Here is a 14,447-nt window from a genome sequence, read left to right on the forward strand (position 1 = left end):
CTGGAATGACCTATAAAAATTTGATATTCAATGAATTGGATCAATATCTATCTCGTTGATATCCAATGTTTGCTGTATTTGAACCGCTGAGTGTCACATCTGTTATAGAAATTATACAAATGAATACGTAGTAAGTGCATTAAGTTGATTTCAGATTGATCTTTTATGGTACTATGTTTGCTTTTTTTGAAAATCCCGCTTTCGGAGACAAATCAGGATCATCTATTGCAAAAAGGAGGGTTATTGAGGTGGATTCATGATGGGGATTTTTTTCTAATCAGTTTTATGATTTAAATGTGATACCTTATAAAAATTTCCATTGCCCGATCTTTCCCTAAAATCTAAGAATCACGATGAGGTATCTGCTAAAAAACTTCTCATGGGTAAATCTCTTGCTGTTCAGGGCATCTCCGGCTATCCTGATTTTTGCATCTTTACCGGAAACAGGTCGGGCACAAAGCCTGCGCGTAAGCGATAACCAACGCTATCTTGTTGTATCAGAAGCCAGCACAGGGCAAAACCAGCCGTTCTTTTGGCTGGGTGATACAGCCTGGGAATTATTTCACCGTTTAGACCTCACAGAAGCGGAACGCTATTTGAAAAAGCGGGCTGAGCAAGGTTTTACTGTTATTCAGGCGGTGTTGCTCTCCGAATTGGATGGGCTCAATACCCCGACACCGGAAGGATTTAAACCACTTAAAAACAAAGATCCCGCCAAACCCGACCCCGATTATTTTAAAAAAGTAGACGCCATTATTGACCTGGCCGGTAAATATGGTTTGTATATAGGTTTGTTACCAACCTGGGGTGACAAAGTCAATGGAGACAAAGGGGCGGCCATCTTTAACCCGGACAACGCCAGAACTTACGGTCAATTCTTAGGAAACCGTTATAAAAATAAAAATAATATTATCTGGATTTTAGGCGGAGATCGCACCGTAGAAAAGCAGGAGTTTCTGGCCATCTGGCGCGCGATGGCTGTCGGCGTAACGGAGGGTATTGGTGGGGCGGACAAAGGTGTGATTACATTTCATCCCAGAGGCGGGCGTTCGTCTTCTACAGAATTTCATCAGGATGCCTGGCTTGACTTTAATATGCTGCAAACCGGCCATTGCCGCGAAACCATGGAGCATCATAAAGTATTCGAAGATTATCAACTTACACCAGTTAAGCCGGTGATCAACGGTGAGCCTATTTACGAAGAGCACCCGGTCTGCTTTAATTTAAAAGACATGGGTTACAGCACGCCCTATGATATACGTAAGGCTGCTTATTTATCGGTATTTGGTGGGGCGTTTGGCCATACCTATGGGGTTCATGCGGTTTGGCAGTTTTTCGATACAAACCGCAAACCCGTTAATTTTGCACCGAAGCCGTGGCACGAATCGCTGGATTTGGCGGGAGCCAATCAACTGAAACACCTAAAAACGCTGATGCTGTCGCGTCCGTACCTGGACCGCTTTCCGAATCAAAATCTTTTGTCAGAAGCTGATTGCAACACCACTTTAATCCAGGCCACGCAAGGCAAAGATTATGTATTTGTTTACAGCGCGCAGGGCAAGCCTTTTACATTAAGCATGGGCAAGATTAGCGGTGAAAAAGTGGTCGCCAACTGGTTTAATCCCCGCACCGGCGAGTGCAAAGATGCCGGTTCTTTCAATAATACCGGTCAGCAGCTGTTTACTCCTCCAGCAGTGGGCCGGGAAGGTTTGGATTGGGTATTGATTGTAGATGACGCTGCTAAAAATTACCCCCTGCCTGTGGCGGCTAAAATGAAGTGACCAGAAGCGTATTACATCATGTTCATTTTATCATTTCATATACATCAAACTCATGCTCGGGCGCGTTAGCCGGCACAGTCGCTTTCAGCCTTCCGAATTTGAGATCCAGGTGAATGATAATCTCATCATTGGAGGTGACCGGCATGCAGCTTTTGATGTAGGCTATCATATTTCTCTGGTACAATTTAATAATTTTCTTACTCCATGATTTTTCACGAAAAGTGCAAAGGAATAGGCTGTATCTCGGATCATTGATCAGGGTAGTGATCTTTTCAAGGTCCGAGGAAATAGTGAGCAGTTTCCCTTCTTTTTCCGCCAGCCGGGCCGCGTGCGCTTTACCGGATTTTTCATCTTTGTAGGGCGTGGCGATAAATCCATTCCCCTCCCTGATGCCCGGCCAGTTGAAGCGTTGCAAAACAATGAAGTGGTTGCCATGCTGGGTGAGCCGGCGGATCATCGGCAGGTTCAGGATTTCAAAAGGGTTATAAGCGGCTGTCATATTGAAAGCTCTTTAACGGAAATTACGGCCAGAGGGAAACATTTCCAATTGCCCGGACTTCTTTCTGACCTGGGTTTTACGGTTAACCGCCTGGGAAACATATTCATCCTTTTCATCGGCCCGTGAGAGTGTGAGCACATCAGGATCTTGCTCTGTCTGGTTAAGCTGCCGCAGTAATGGCGACATATCGAAGCACTTTCTGACGACCACATGGATCACTTCTCCTTCGATCTGAAGCTTTCCTTCCACCATCAATAGCCGAGAGCGCAGGATTTCCTTGCGGTACGTTTCGAAAAGGCTTTGAAAGACGACCAGGTTGGCCACGCCGGATTCGTCCTCAATGGTGATAAAGCAAACCCCGCCGGCGGTACCCGGCCGCTGACGCACGAGTACCAGCCCTGCCACCCTGACAAACATCCCATCGCGGAATTTGGACAGGTCGGCAGTCGGGACCACTCGTTTAGCTGCAAGTTCACTCCGGACAAAACTGACAGGATGCGCTTTGAGCGAAAGCGATGTGGACATATAGTCCTGGACAACATGCTCGGAGAGCGACAGCCTGGGCAGCTCAACAGGCGCTTCGAACTCGCTGGCCGACTGCTGGCCCTTGAAAACACCCATCGGCCGGTCGGAGAGGGCGGAGGCTTCCCACATGGCTTGGCGCCTGTCCATACCTATCGAGCGAAAGGCATCCGCGTCCGCGAGCTTTTCCAGCGCGCCCTGGGAGACGCCTGCATCGCGGATCAAATGGATCGCTGTGTAAGGTACTGTCCGCCCGGCTACCAAAGCCGCGGTATCCTGCTCAGAAAGCCCTTTAACCTGACGGAAGCCCAGCCTGATAGTCCTGTATTTCCCTTCTAACTCTTCCAGTGTATTGTCCCACTGTGAAATGTTCACGTCGACCGGAAATACCTTCACCCCATGCTTTTGGGCATCAATGACAATCTGGGATGGCTGGTAAAAGCCCATGGGCTGAGAGTTCAATAGCGCTGTCGCAAAGACATCCGGGTAGTAGCATTTCATCCAGCTGGATACATATACCAGCAGAGCGAAGCTGGCCGCATGGCTCTCGGGAAACCCATAACTGCCAAAACCTTCCAGCTGCTTGAAGATCCTGCGAGCATACTCTTCCGTATACCCACGTCCGGTCATGCCATCGATCAGCTTTTTTTCAAACTGGGTTACAAGCCCGCTCAGCTTAAAGGTCGCCATACTACGCCTGAGCTTATCCGCTTCGGCAGGGGTGAATCCGGCCGCAACGATCGCAATCTTCATAGCCTGCTCCTGGAACAGGGGCACACCCAGCGTGCGGCCTAAAATATCTTCCAGCTCTTTGGAAGGGTATTCGACCGGCTCTTCGCCGTTTCGCCTTCTCAAATATGGGTGCACCATATCCCCCTGGATCGGGCCTGGCCGGACGATAGCCACCTCGATCACCAGGTCGTAAAAATCCTTGGGCCGCAGCCTGGGCAGCATCGACTGCTGCGCCCGGCTTTCGATCTGAAAGACGCCGATCGTATCGGCATGCGAGATCATCTCATAAACGGCCGGGTCATCCTGCGGTACAGTGGCCAGGGTGTAGGTTTTACCATAGTGGTTTTTTAAAAGGTCAAATCCTTTGCGGATGCAGGTGAGCATGCCCAGGGCCAGGACATCGATTTTCAGAAAGCCCAGCGTATCGATATCGTCTTTGTTCCATTCGATATTGGTCCGGTCTTCCATTCTCGCATTAATGATCGGGCAAAGGTCTGTGATCTTGCCCTGAGTGATCACAAACCCGCCGGTATGCTGACCGAGCTGTCGCGGAAAACCCATGAACTGCCGCGTGAGATCTAGCACCTTTAAAAGGTGCGGGTCGTTTGCATTAAAACCCTCGTCTGAAATACGTTTTCCTTCAAACCATTCGTCTGTAAATTCCCAGATCGAGCTGGAAAGCCTATTGATCGCATCGACAGACATGCCCATCGCTTTGGCCACATCGCGCACAGCCCCTTTCTGGTGCAGCTGGGTGACCGTGGCCACGATCGCTGACCGGTCCCGGCCATACTTTTGGTAGATATACTGAATTACTTCTTCACGTCGCTCATGTTCAAAGTCCACGTCTATATCAGGCGGCTCGTTTCTGGCTGATGAAATGAACCGCTCAAACAAAAGGTCAAATTTGGTCGGGTCAACACTGGTGATCCCAAGACAAAAGCAAACCGTGGAATTGGCGGCAGATCCGCGTCCCTGGCATAGGATGCCGCGTTCGCGCGCAAAGCGGACAATATCATAGACAGTCAGAAAATAGGCGGCAAAGTCCATCTCGGCGACGAATTTGAGCTCATGCCCGATGGCGGTCACCACTTTTTCGGGCACAGAGTCGCCGTAAAATTCCCGGGCACCTTTCCAGACCAGATAAGTAAGCTCTTCCAGCGGGGAACGCTCGCCACCGGTGATCTCTTCGGGGTAGACATATTTAAGGCTATCCAGCGTGAAGGTGCAGGCTTCGGCGATTTCCTGCGTGCGTGCAATGGCATCCGGGTACCCGCGGAAGATCCTCAGCATCTCCTGCTGGTCTTTCAGGTATCGCTCCGCATTCTGGTGCAGCCGGAAGCCCGCATTGTAGATCGTGCATTTCTCACGCACGCAGGTAACGATGTCCTGCAACTGGCGGCGTTCGGGATGGTGGTAATGCACGTCATTGGTAGCGATCAGTGGCACATGGAGCCGCTTTGAAATCTCAGAGAGGCGGAAGAACTTTTTGATATCGCTTTCCACATAAGAGCGGGTGGCGGAAAGATAAAGCGCAGTACCCAGCTCGGACCGGTATTCGCGCAGGGCCCGTTCAAAGCCGGGCTCAAATTCGAAGGAAGCATTCAGCGTCAAAGGCGAAACGGCGATAAACTTGATCCCTTCGGCATACTCATATACATCACGCCGGTAGAGGTCGCATTTTCCTTTCTCGGTCCTCCGGTTGCCCAGCGAGAGCAGGGCCGAGAGCCTGGCGTAAGCGGGCTTGTCAGTAGGGTAGGCCAAAAGGCTGGGCCCGTCGATCAGATCGAGCCGTGCGGCCGGGATAATCTCAAAGTCGTTGCCTCGCGCTGCTGAATGTGCGCGCACGATCCCTGCCAGCGTGTTGCGGTCGGTGATCGCTATTTTCTTGTAGCCGTAGCGGATCGCCTGGTCTACGAGTTCCTCGGGATGTGAGGCGCCACGGAGAAAGCTGAAATTGGTGGTTACCTGTAATTCGGTGTACTGCATAACATAGAGGGGTTTTATGCGAAAAAGCCGTGAATGAACCACTCCGGATTAATATCTTCACCATAGTGCCCAAGCCGGAAGATCCAGTAGCGGCCTCCCTGCTCGTCTTCGACTGAGTAGTAGTCGCGGTGAAGACCGTCTGAGATCCACCATTCCTGCTCGATACGGCTGGGGCCGTCTGCCTTCCTGATCCGGTGGATCTCGCCTTTGTAGCGGAAGAGCATTGGTGGGTAATCCGGTACCGGGGCGGTAACAATGATCCGTTCAGGCTCGGCGAGCAGTTGTACCGGCCGGTGCTGGTCGGTCCGCCAGTCGGTTTGTGGCTGATCGGTCAGTGAGACGGCCTCTGTGATCGCGCGCTCCGGCCAGTGGTGCTGGGCAGGCAGGTAGCGGTGGATGACACCTGAGCCAGTGCGGGCACTGAGCCGGTCAAGCAGCTCTGCAATCGCTGTCATTTTGTTCGCACTGCTTAAATCCCAGAGGGCCTCCTGCGCATTGCCCAAATGCTCAACAACGGGTGCTTCCATTACAAAGAGCTCTATGCCCAGGGCGGGTTCGATGCTGGAAATTTTAAGCTCGAAAAGCTTGAACAGATGCGTAGCGCTGCATGAGGGACCGCTGGTGCCGATCTGTACCTGCTGGATTTCGCCATCGATCCGGTAGCATCGCAGCACGGCCTGCCGCAGACCTTTGCCATCTTTGACCAGCCTTTCACATAGTTTTTCAAGCAGCTTCTGTATGGCGATCTCAATACCGGTAGCAGTCCGGATCGGTTCCAGGCTGGAAAGCCTTTCCTGGTAAGGCTCCACAGGACATACCGGCTCAAAGGCCTCGTGAACATTGCCCAGGGCCTTTCCGATCTGTTCCAATGTAGCCTGGCCAAACCTGCGGCGCAGCACAGAAGGCGGCATATAGATAAAGCTTTTGATCTGGTATAGGCCCAACTTCTGCATTTTGTCCACAACAGCTGTTTCCAGTCGCAGTGCACGCGGAGGCAGCTGCAAAATCGCAGCGAGCTGTTCACCAGGAGCGATGATCGGGAAGGCCCGCGAGTAGCGGGACACCGCCCAGGCTGTCCCGATCGTGTCAGCCATTGCCGTTCTGACGTCAAAGCCTGAGGCTTTCAGCCGAGATGCGATATCTTTCAGATAGGCGGTTTCGCTCCCCCACAGGTGCGGGCAGCCGGTGCCGTCCAGGATCAGCCCGTCAGGTAAATCAACTGCTACCAGCGGCGAATAACGGATCGTCCATTCTGCAAGGGCCAAAAGGAGCTTTTCTGCCAGTAGCGGATCGTAGTCGAACACTTCCAGGTCGGGCTGCACTGCGCGCGCGTCGGCGAGCACCATGCCGGTCTCTATGCCCAGTTTTTGCGCATCGCGGCTCGCCGCTTTGACCAGCATCCGGCCGCGCTCTTTGGCAGCCAGAACGAAAGGTTTTTCTGCCAGCTCCGGCTGCCGGAGCTGGACCCGGTCTACCAGCAGGTGACGGAACCATATAGCCACATATCTTTTCATCTTCCCGCAAAGCTTTCTATCCAACCCTTGATATGTATTCTTCTGCCGGCGCAGGCTGGCCGATCAGCTCGAAGCTGCCACCGCGAAACTCCAGAGGCCAGCTTCCTGGCTCCCCGTGGCGTACTTTCTCGATTGTCACTTGCCAGCGCGGATACCCGATCCCGGGAAGCACCTGATCAGCAACGCCGGGAAGCGGGCTGATCCGCCACCGGCATACGGCGGCCACAGGATTCGAAAGACGGGGCGAGACCCGGTGCAACAGGCCAGTCACCTTGCTTTCTTCGACGGTAAGCTGTAATCTTCTGGATTCGGTCAGGTTTAATTCTTTGATCTCGCCCACGACGGCAGACAGCGCATCACATTTGAGCGCTTCCTCGATCGCCCATAACAGGTCCTTGTCCTTTTTCAGGTCAACAAAGATCACCCGGTCTGGCGATACCCCGAATTGGCTCAACGCAAAGGGGTATACTGTACGATGACGACCGACCCATACGCAAAGTCCATTCTCTTTCATCATTTTAGCAGCCAAAGCAGCCATAAAACCCGAGGTAGCCGCGATTTGCTCAGGGGAGCTGCTGATAAACTCGTGCATGCCGGCACGCGGGAACACGCCCTGGGGAAAGGCCTTCATTACCGGCCCCAGGCCGAAATCGTTCTGTTTTGTGCCGAGGTTTGTTGTACGGAAACCCTGCATAGAGAGGATATCGCTTCGCAGCCTGGCAACCAGCTCACTTTTAGTCAATGCAGTTTCCATATTCGTTAATTTATCATTTTTGATATTATTAGTATCAAAAATATGATTTCAATAATAACATTATCCAGCGGCAATCGCAAAATTTTTTTTCGGTAGCAATATCTTCGAGCAAAAAAATCACCTTGTCCTCAGCACTTTATCTTTGGCTATCTTTTGCTTTGACGCTTATAGCAGATTTAAGTAATTTCGCGTAGGCTCATTTAATGTCGTTTATGAGATAGCATTATGAGTAAGGAGCTCTTTTTTCAACAAATTCGTAGGTATTATCCTGTTTCCCAGGCAGCGGAGTCTGCATGGGGCGCCTTGCTGAGGGCAAAGACCTATGAAAAGGGGGGGTATCTGATTAAAGAAGGACAGATCCCCGATAAAGTATCCTTTATTTGCAAAGGGTTGGCATATCAATCGTATTTCCCGGACGATGGGGAAATGATTATCAAATATTTTTTTCCGGAAAACAGGCTTGCGGCGTCTGTTATTGCGACAATGACGCGGATGCCAAGCCGCTTCTCTATCGTTGCTATGGAGGAAACTGCTGTTTTGGAGTATGACTTTGCCGAGTTTAAAAAACTGGTAGAAAGACACAGTGACTTAGCACTGTTTTATATAAACTATCTTGAAAGACATTGGGTAATCGAAAAAGAGCCGCTTGAAATTTCCTTTCGAACAGATACGGCAACCAAGAGATACAAGGACTTTTTGTTGTCGCACGGGCACATTATCCCTCGCCTAAAAAAATATCATATCGCTTCTTATTTGGGGATAACGGCTACTCAATTAAGCCGGATCACGTCTGAAAAATAATTCAGGATTCTCAACATTTGTAAATTTTTTTGTCAAACCAACCATCTAGATTTGTCTCAACCTCTGCCGGAGAGACAGAAGGCAGGCACTCACAATTGTCTTTTCAATATATATCCAGGCAATGCCGGCAATTGCCAGTCACATTAACTGTTTTAAACTATGGCATCGTCAAAAGTAAACGATTTTCTGGCTGGGCTCAATCATCCAATGAAGCAGGAAATGATAGCAATCCGGCAACTGATTATGGAGGTTGATCCCTCGATAACCGAAGAGGTAAAATGGGGCGGCCCCAGCTTCTATTACAAAGGTGATATTGCTACATTCAGCCCGCGGGTTAAGGACCAGGCTGTACTTGTTTTTCATCAAGGGGAAATGCTGGCAGGGCGCACAGTGCTGGAACCGGCGCCAAAAGGAAAAGCATATGCAAGGTTTAACAATATGGCCGACATAGAAACCAAACGCGAAGATTTGAAGGCAGTCATCAGAGAATGGATTCAGCTGATGGAAAAAAACTAGCGGGTTTTTAAATAAAAATAGTTGTCAATTTTTCGGTTGTCCCTACCCGGCGGGCATTCTAATTTTGGGGTATCAACACGAAAACAGAACTCATGGATCTTTTACCTGAAAGAATGTATCAAGCGATAGTGGAAAAAGATAGCCGGTTTGAAGGGCTCTTTTATACCGCTGTCAAAACCACCGGCATTTTCTGTCGCCCTACCTGCACCGCACGCAAGCCGAAAAAAGAGAATGTCGAATTCTTTAAGTCTTCACTGGAAGCATTCAAAAAAGGATACCGGCCCTGCAAGGTTTGCAAGCCCCTGGAAAACCTGAACCAAACACCCGAGCCGATCAGGCTTTTGATGAACGAATTGAGCCGCGACCCGTCTGTCAGGTTTAAAGATGCGGACCTGGTAGCAAAAGGGCTCGAACCTCATTCGATTAGAAGGTGGTTTATAAAAAACCATCAAATGAGCTTCCATGCCTATCAGAGAATGTACCGGATCAATTCAGCGTTCAAAAACATCCAGCAAGGTACGCCGGTAACTTCTGCTGCATTCGATTCAGGATTTGAGTCCCTGAGCGGTTTTGCTGATTCGTATAAAAAGATCTTCGGCTTTTCTCCCAAAAAAGGCAGGGTGCAGCAGGTGATAGATCTCAAACGGATCGAAACGCCGCTGGGTACCATGATTGCGTGCGCAGTCAGGGAAGGGGTTTGCCTGTTGGAGTTCTCTGACCGGAAAATGCTTGAAACCGAGTTTAAATTGCTTTCAAAGGCCATGAACGCAACCATTGTCCAGGGTAAGAACGAACACTTTCAGATCCTGGAACAGCAGCTCGAAGAATATTTTAACGGGCGGCGAAGCTGTTTCACCGTTCCGCTTGTAACACCGGGATCGGATTTTCAAAACCTGGTTTGGACCGCATTGCGCGATATCCCTTACGGACAAACCCGGACATACCGGCAACAAGCGGCAATGATCGCGCGGCCTGAGGCATTACGTGCAGTAGCGAACGCAAACGGTATGAACAAAATCTCCATCCTTATTCCCTGCCACCGGGTTATCGGTAGCGACGGAACGTTGACAGGCTACGGTGGGGGCTTATGGCGGAAACAGTGGCTGCTCGAAATGGAAAGCGCCAGCAAATAAAATTTCAGGAATTCTTTTCTATTGAACAGGCCATAAATATCCATATTCAGTCAATATCCATATCGTATTGTCATCCCCTAAAATAAAGTCCTATTTTTGAAAAATTAACAGATCAATGGGATTACAAGAACCATTTCTTCAAATGAGTCGAGCTAATATCGTCCCATTCATAATTTCGTTTCTTTTCTCCTTTGCGGTAAATTCTGCCCCGGATTCCCTGAAAGCCGGCCGTGTAACTTGTAACGACAACGGAGGCAAGGATCGATTGAAATATTTATTGAACCGGTCGTCAGGCGCGAGAAACACTGCATGGAGGAAACATTTTTAAGGGATGGGGAATACCTGCTCAGAGTAATGAATTTAAATGCCGAGCAGCTGAGCACTCCTGTGCAATACGCAGCGTATTCGATCCTGTTTGTTCAGGAAGGGAACGGTAGGTACCAGGCTGATTTTGGCTCTTTTGAATACAGCGGGCCTGTCTTGCTATTCTCTACTCCTTTGCAGGTTATACACATTCAGCAGGACAGGCCGTCACCGGTAATTATGCTGCAATTTCACGGAGATTTCTACTGCATTGAATACCATCGAAAGGAAGTTGCCTGTAATGGTTTGCTTTTCAACAACGTTTACATACAGCCGTGCCTGCCTGTCAGCGAGAGGGATGCTTTTGTCCTGGCCAATCTGCTCGGTGACATTGATGAGGAATTCAGGCAGGATTCACCTTCCGAAATTGTATTAAGAGCATACCTGCAATTGCTTCTGGCCAAATCCAGCAGCATTAAATTGAAACTGATTGAAAACCAAGGCGAGCCGGCGATAAAGGATGAGCAGATGGAGCTGTTCCGGCAGCTGGTGGAGCAGCGTTTCCTGGACCTTCACAAGCCTGGTGACTATGCGAAAATGCTCGCCATGTCGCCTAATAATCTATCCAAACGCTGCAGCAGGTATTTCAGAAAGACCCCCTCGCAGCTGATCCAGGAACGGATCGTGCTGGAAGCCAAGAAGCGGCTGCATTTGACCCGGCAAAGCATCAAGGAAATTGCTTTTGCGCTCAAATTCAGGGACGAGTACTATTTCAGCCGGTTTTTCAAGAAGGTGACCAAAGTGTCGCCACAGACTTTCCGTACAAAAACCGGCATATCGATCGTGGCAGATTTGTCCATGCCTTAGCATTTTTCGTCCATGGCTGGCGGTAGCTCGCTGATGTAATTTCGGTGCTTAAATCATTACATCATGAAAGCTCCAATCATTCGCAGTATCGCCAATCTCGACCAGCTGGGCAGAAAACTTGTCCGCTTTGGTATCGTCGTAGTTTTTCTCTGGATAGGAGGACTCAAATTTTTTACCTACGAGGCCGATGGCATCGTTCCGTTTGTGGCCAATAGTCCCTTCATGTCGTTTTTCTACGAAAATCCAGGTGATTACAAATCGCATATGAACAAGGAAGGCGAGCTCATCGCCGCCAACCATCAATGGCATATCGAAAACAATACTTACGGTTTCTCCTATGGATTGGGGACGTTTCTGGTTTTGATGGCCGTTTTGGTTGCGCTATATAAAGTTGCGCCGCTGCCTAGCCTGGTGGCAAGTGCGCTTATTGGCATCATGACGCTGGGTACGCTTTCGTTTCTGATAACTACACCCGAAAGCTGGGTGCCCAATCTGGGCGATGCGCAGTGGGGATTTCCATACCTTTCCGGACGTGGGCGGCTGGTCATTAAAGACCTGGTGATACTTGGCGGAACGATCATCACCATGAGCGAAACCGCAAGGTTCTACCTGGACCGTCAGAGCGAAAAACTTTTTTGATTTAATCCCGCATACAAACCACTTTTTGACGAATAAAACAGGAGAATTAGCCCGATAATCGAATAAAGAAAAGTAATTCTGTCGGTGCAGGAGGCTTTGAATGTCCGGGGAATTAATCAGGACAGGTTTTATTGATCAAAAAATGATGGAAAAGTTGATGCGTATTTTAATTGTTGGTCTCTTTATTTGCCCATTGTTCCCAGGCTTGTCAAAAGCGCAGCAGGTACCTCTTTCAGTGGGTTTTGGGATTCAGGATATTACACCCGAAACGGCGGTTAAAAATTGGGTCACGGGCAAACCCTACACCAGGGTAAACGACCCGCTGCACACCCGCGTGCTGGTCATCAGCGATGGGTTAACGAAAAGCGCTATCGTCAGTCTGGATCTGGTCGATGCAGGCGAATCTGCCACTGACGAAATACGCAAGGCTGTCGGGAAAGAGCTGGGGATCGCCGGGAATCATATTTTGGTAGCAGCCACCCACAACCATTCTGCTCCCTGGGCACCCGCTTACAAGCCTGGCTACCGGGGCAAGGAAAATGATACCTGGTGGGCGGTCCGGTTTACGCCGGCACAGAACAATCATCCGCCATTCAAGCGCTGGATGGACAAGCTGCTAAAAAGCGTGGTAGCTGCTGCCAAAGCGGCCAACGATCATCTTGAACCAGCCACCTTATGGATAGGGAAAGCAGATATTTCAGCATTTGCAAACAATCGCCGGCCGGTAACACCGCAGTGGGGCGTTCTTCGCGACAGTGCTCCCAAAGGATACAACTACAAACACCCCGCCTACAACCCCGATGTAATTACCGGAGGCAGTAATTACGGACCAATGGACCGGACAATGAGTATCGTTTCATTCAGGAACGCCGGCGGGCAGAATATAGCATCGATGTTTCATATGTCGGTACATTCGGTTTCAATCTATCCCTATTCGGAGGAAATATCGGCAGACTGGCCAGCCGAGGCTATCAGGCAGATCGAGCAGCAATTAGGCGGGAATGCATTGTTCCTGCAGGGAGCTGCCGGTGACATCAATCCATGGCGTCGCGGAAGGGAAGCAGTCAACGAAATGGGCCTGGGCGTGGCAGGCAGGGCAAAAGGGGCTTTCGATCTGAGTGTTCAGCTCAACACAGATTCGGTCCGGGTGAAAAAAGCTGCCGCTGCACTCCCCCTGGACAAAACCGGAAAAGAACGGACCGGCCTCGAACTGGTTCCCGCGGAAGTGCAGGTATTTTCGATCGGCCCCCTGGCCATTGTGACACTGCCCGGCGAGCCGCTCACGGACATGGGAGTAGCCATCAGAAAGCGCTCGCCGTTCCCGCATACACTGGTACTGGGCTATGCCAACGGTAATGGTGTACATTATGTGGCGCCTCCCGGTGAAAAAGCCAAAGGGGGCTACGAGATGGGGCCGGGGACGGTGGGAACAGACGATGCAGGACTTATACTCATTGAAACAGCCGTGCGCCTGCTTAACGAAACGGTGAGGCTTCCCAAATAGCAAGCGGAATAAACACCTGTCTTTCCTTAAACTTACATTCACAGCAGGCTGTTCGTTTGGTTAAATACAGTATAAAATGTCGCTTTTTAAACAGTATATGAGAGGAAAATCTTAAAAATTGATACTTTGCCAAATATAAAAGTAAATTTACGTGTACGTGCCCGTTCCTTCAATGTAAAACGATTTACAACGCTCTTATATGACAAAGATCTCTCTGACTCCGGACGAGCACACTATGTTATGGAACGATTTCCGGAACGGAGATCGCGATGCATTTTCCCGAATCTACGAGATTTTCACGGCTGACCTGTATCGCTACGGGTTCAACCTGGTCAGGAACAAACAGCTGGTCGAGGATTGTCTGCATGAATTATTTCTGCACCTGCACAATCATAAAAAAAGCCTGGGGCCGACCGACAATATCCGCTTTTATCTGTATCGCGCATTGCGCCGCCGCCTGCTGGATGCTTTGAAAAAAGTAAAAAAGTATGAGTCGGACGAGCACGCATTTGATCATGCACAATTTATAGTTGAGTCCTTCGAGTCGCAATATATTGAAGAACAAGCCCGGATCAGGCAGCAGCAATTGGTACTCGAAGAGCTGAACAAGCTGCCCAAGCGTCAGAAGGAAATCCTGTATCTGGTTTATATGAAGGGACTTAGCTATCAGGAGGCTGCCGAAGTGATGGATATTTCAATGAAGAGCGTTTACAATACCGTTAATGTCGCGTTGACGTCATTGAGGAAATATATCCGGAAGTCGTTGCTTCGGGAAGAGGCCTTATGGTTGTATATCAGTTTTATCATTCACATGGTTTTTCCAAATACCTGACATAAAACCGGGAAAAATTACCTGCAAGAGCTTTCTACATTAAAGTACCATTTTCATTTAG

12 protein-coding genes are annotated in these 14,447 nt (G+C 49.7%); 8 read left to right on the forward strand and 4 right to left on the reverse strand.

Annotation, left to right across the window (positions count from 1 at the left end; translation table 11 throughout):
• Positions 1 to 353: 353 nt before the first annotated feature.
• The gene (locus FXO21_RS18955; protein WP_149641558.1) at positions 354 to 1,781 is read left to right on the forward strand and encodes a glycoside hydrolase family 140 protein; all 1,428 of its coding nucleotides are present in this window, start codon (positions 354 to 356) and stop codon (positions 1,779 to 1,781) included.
• 22 nt (positions 1,782 to 1,803) lie between these two features.
• On the opposite strand, the gene FXO21_RS18960 is transcribed toward FXO21_RS18955, so the two are convergent.
• From FXO21_RS18960 to FXO21_RS18975, 4 genes are read right to left on the reverse strand one after another with little or no spacing between them, the layout of a single operon-like run.
• Positions 1,804 to 2,280: a hypothetical protein gene (locus FXO21_RS18960; RefSeq protein ID WP_149641559.1), complete on the reverse strand. Its 477-nt coding sequence runs from the start codon at positions 2,278 to 2,280 to the stop codon at positions 1,804 to 1,806.
• Positions 2,281 to 2,292: 12 nt separating this feature from the next.
• Positions 2,293 to 5,523 carry an error-prone DNA polymerase gene (locus FXO21_RS18965; protein ID WP_149641560.1) on the reverse strand — a complete coding sequence of 1,077 codons (3,231 nt, stop codon included), beginning with the start codon at positions 5,521 to 5,523 and terminating at the stop codon, positions 2,293 to 2,295.
• Between the two features lie 14 nt (positions 5,524 to 5,537).
• Positions 5,538 to 7,037, reverse strand: coding sequence for a Y-family DNA polymerase (locus FXO21_RS18970; protein ID WP_149641561.1), 1,500 nt, complete (start codon positions 7,035 to 7,037; stop codon positions 5,538 to 5,540).
• 16 nt (positions 7,038 to 7,053) lie between these two features.
• Complete coding sequence (locus tag FXO21_RS18975; RefSeq protein WP_149641562.1) at positions 7,054 to 7,791, reverse strand: ImuA family protein; 738 nt, start codon at positions 7,789 to 7,791, stop codon at positions 7,054 to 7,056.
• A 225-nt stretch (positions 7,792 to 8,016) separates the two neighbouring features.
• Here FXO21_RS18975 and FXO21_RS18980 point away from each other — a divergent pair, with 225 nt between their 5' ends.
• From FXO21_RS18980 to FXO21_RS19010, 7 genes are all read left to right on the forward strand, one after another.
• The gene (locus FXO21_RS18980) at positions 8,017 to 8,592 is read left to right on the forward strand and encodes a Crp/Fnr family transcriptional regulator (protein ID WP_149641563.1); all 576 of its coding nucleotides are present in this window, start codon (positions 8,017 to 8,019) and stop codon (positions 8,590 to 8,592) included.
• A gap of 159 nt (positions 8,593 to 8,751) precedes the next feature.
• Positions 8,752 to 9,108, forward strand: a complete 357-nt coding sequence (locus FXO21_RS18985) for a DUF1801 domain-containing protein (RefSeq protein WP_149641564.1) — start codon at positions 8,752 to 8,754, stop codon at positions 9,106 to 9,108.
• A gap of 113 nt (positions 9,109 to 9,221) precedes the next feature.
• A complete protein-coding gene (locus FXO21_RS18990) occupies positions 9,222 to 10,241 on the forward strand; it encodes a bifunctional transcriptional activator/DNA repair enzyme AdaA (protein WP_225865754.1) in 1,020 nt (339 codons plus the stop codon).
• A gap of 309 nt (positions 10,242 to 10,550) precedes the next feature.
• The gene (locus FXO21_RS18995) at positions 10,551 to 11,411 is read left to right on the forward strand and encodes a helix-turn-helix domain-containing protein (protein WP_149641566.1); all 861 of its coding nucleotides are present in this window, start codon (positions 10,551 to 10,553) and stop codon (positions 11,409 to 11,411) included.
• A 63-nt stretch (positions 11,412 to 11,474) separates the two neighbouring features.
• Positions 11,475 to 12,050 carry a DUF417 family protein gene (locus FXO21_RS19000; protein WP_149641567.1) on the forward strand — a complete coding sequence of 192 codons (576 nt, stop codon included), beginning with the start codon at positions 11,475 to 11,477 and terminating at the stop codon, positions 12,048 to 12,050.
• Positions 12,051 to 12,207: 157 nt separating this feature from the next.
• Positions 12,208 to 13,554 (forward strand): neutral/alkaline non-lysosomal ceramidase N-terminal domain-containing protein, encoded by a 1,347-nt coding sequence (locus FXO21_RS19005; protein WP_149641568.1) that lies wholly within the window; start codon positions 12,208 to 12,210, stop codon positions 13,552 to 13,554.
• Positions 13,555 to 13,753: 199 nt separating this feature from the next.
• Positions 13,754 to 14,386: an RNA polymerase sigma factor gene (locus tag FXO21_RS19010; RefSeq protein WP_149641569.1), complete on the forward strand. Its 633-nt coding sequence runs from the start codon at positions 13,754 to 13,756 to the stop codon at positions 14,384 to 14,386.
• Positions 14,387 to 14,447: the final 61 nt, after the last annotated feature.

This window comes from Dyadobacter sp. UC 10, assembly GCF_008369915.1.
In the GTDB taxonomy this organism is placed as follows: domain Bacteria; phylum Bacteroidota; class Bacteroidia; order Cytophagales; family Spirosomataceae; genus Dyadobacter.

Bases quoted from the DNA above. Each gene is read 5' to 3' on its own strand.
- FXO21_RS18955 (WP_149641558.1), top strand. From the start codon at position 354: ATGAGGTATCTGCTAAAAAACTTCTCATGGGTAAATCTCTTGCTGTTC.
- FXO21_RS18960 (WP_149641559.1), bottom strand. From the start codon at position 2,280: ATGACAGCCGCTTATAACCCTTTTGAAATCCTGAACCTGCCGATGATC.
- FXO21_RS18965 (WP_149641560.1), bottom strand. From the start codon at position 5,523: ATGCAGTACACCGAATTACAGGTAACCACCAATTTCAGCTTTCTCCGT.
- FXO21_RS18970 (WP_149641561.1), bottom strand. From the start codon at position 7,037: ATGAAAAGATATGTGGCTATATGGTTCCGTCACCTGCTGGTAGACCGG.
- FXO21_RS18975 (WP_149641562.1), bottom strand. From the start codon at position 7,791: ATGGAAACTGCATTGACTAAAAGTGAGCTGGTTGCCAGGCTGCGAAGC.
- FXO21_RS18980 (WP_149641563.1), top strand. From the start codon at position 8,017: ATGAGTAAGGAGCTCTTTTTTCAACAAATTCGTAGGTATTATCCTGTT.
- FXO21_RS18985 (WP_149641564.1), top strand. From the start codon at position 8,752: ATGGCATCGTCAAAAGTAAACGATTTTCTGGCTGGGCTCAATCATCCA.
- FXO21_RS18990 (WP_225865754.1), top strand. From the start codon at position 9,222: ATGTATCAAGCGATAGTGGAAAAAGATAGCCGGTTTGAAGGGCTCTTT.
- FXO21_RS18995 (WP_149641566.1), top strand. From the start codon at position 10,551: ATGGAGGAAACATTTTTAAGGGATGGGGAATACCTGCTCAGAGTAATG.
- FXO21_RS19000 (WP_149641567.1), top strand. From the start codon at position 11,475: ATGAAAGCTCCAATCATTCGCAGTATCGCCAATCTCGACCAGCTGGGC.
- FXO21_RS19005 (WP_149641568.1), top strand. From the start codon at position 12,208: ATGCGTATTTTAATTGTTGGTCTCTTTATTTGCCCATTGTTCCCAGGC.
- FXO21_RS19010 (WP_149641569.1), top strand. From the start codon at position 13,754: ATGACAAAGATCTCTCTGACTCCGGACGAGCACACTATGTTATGGAAC.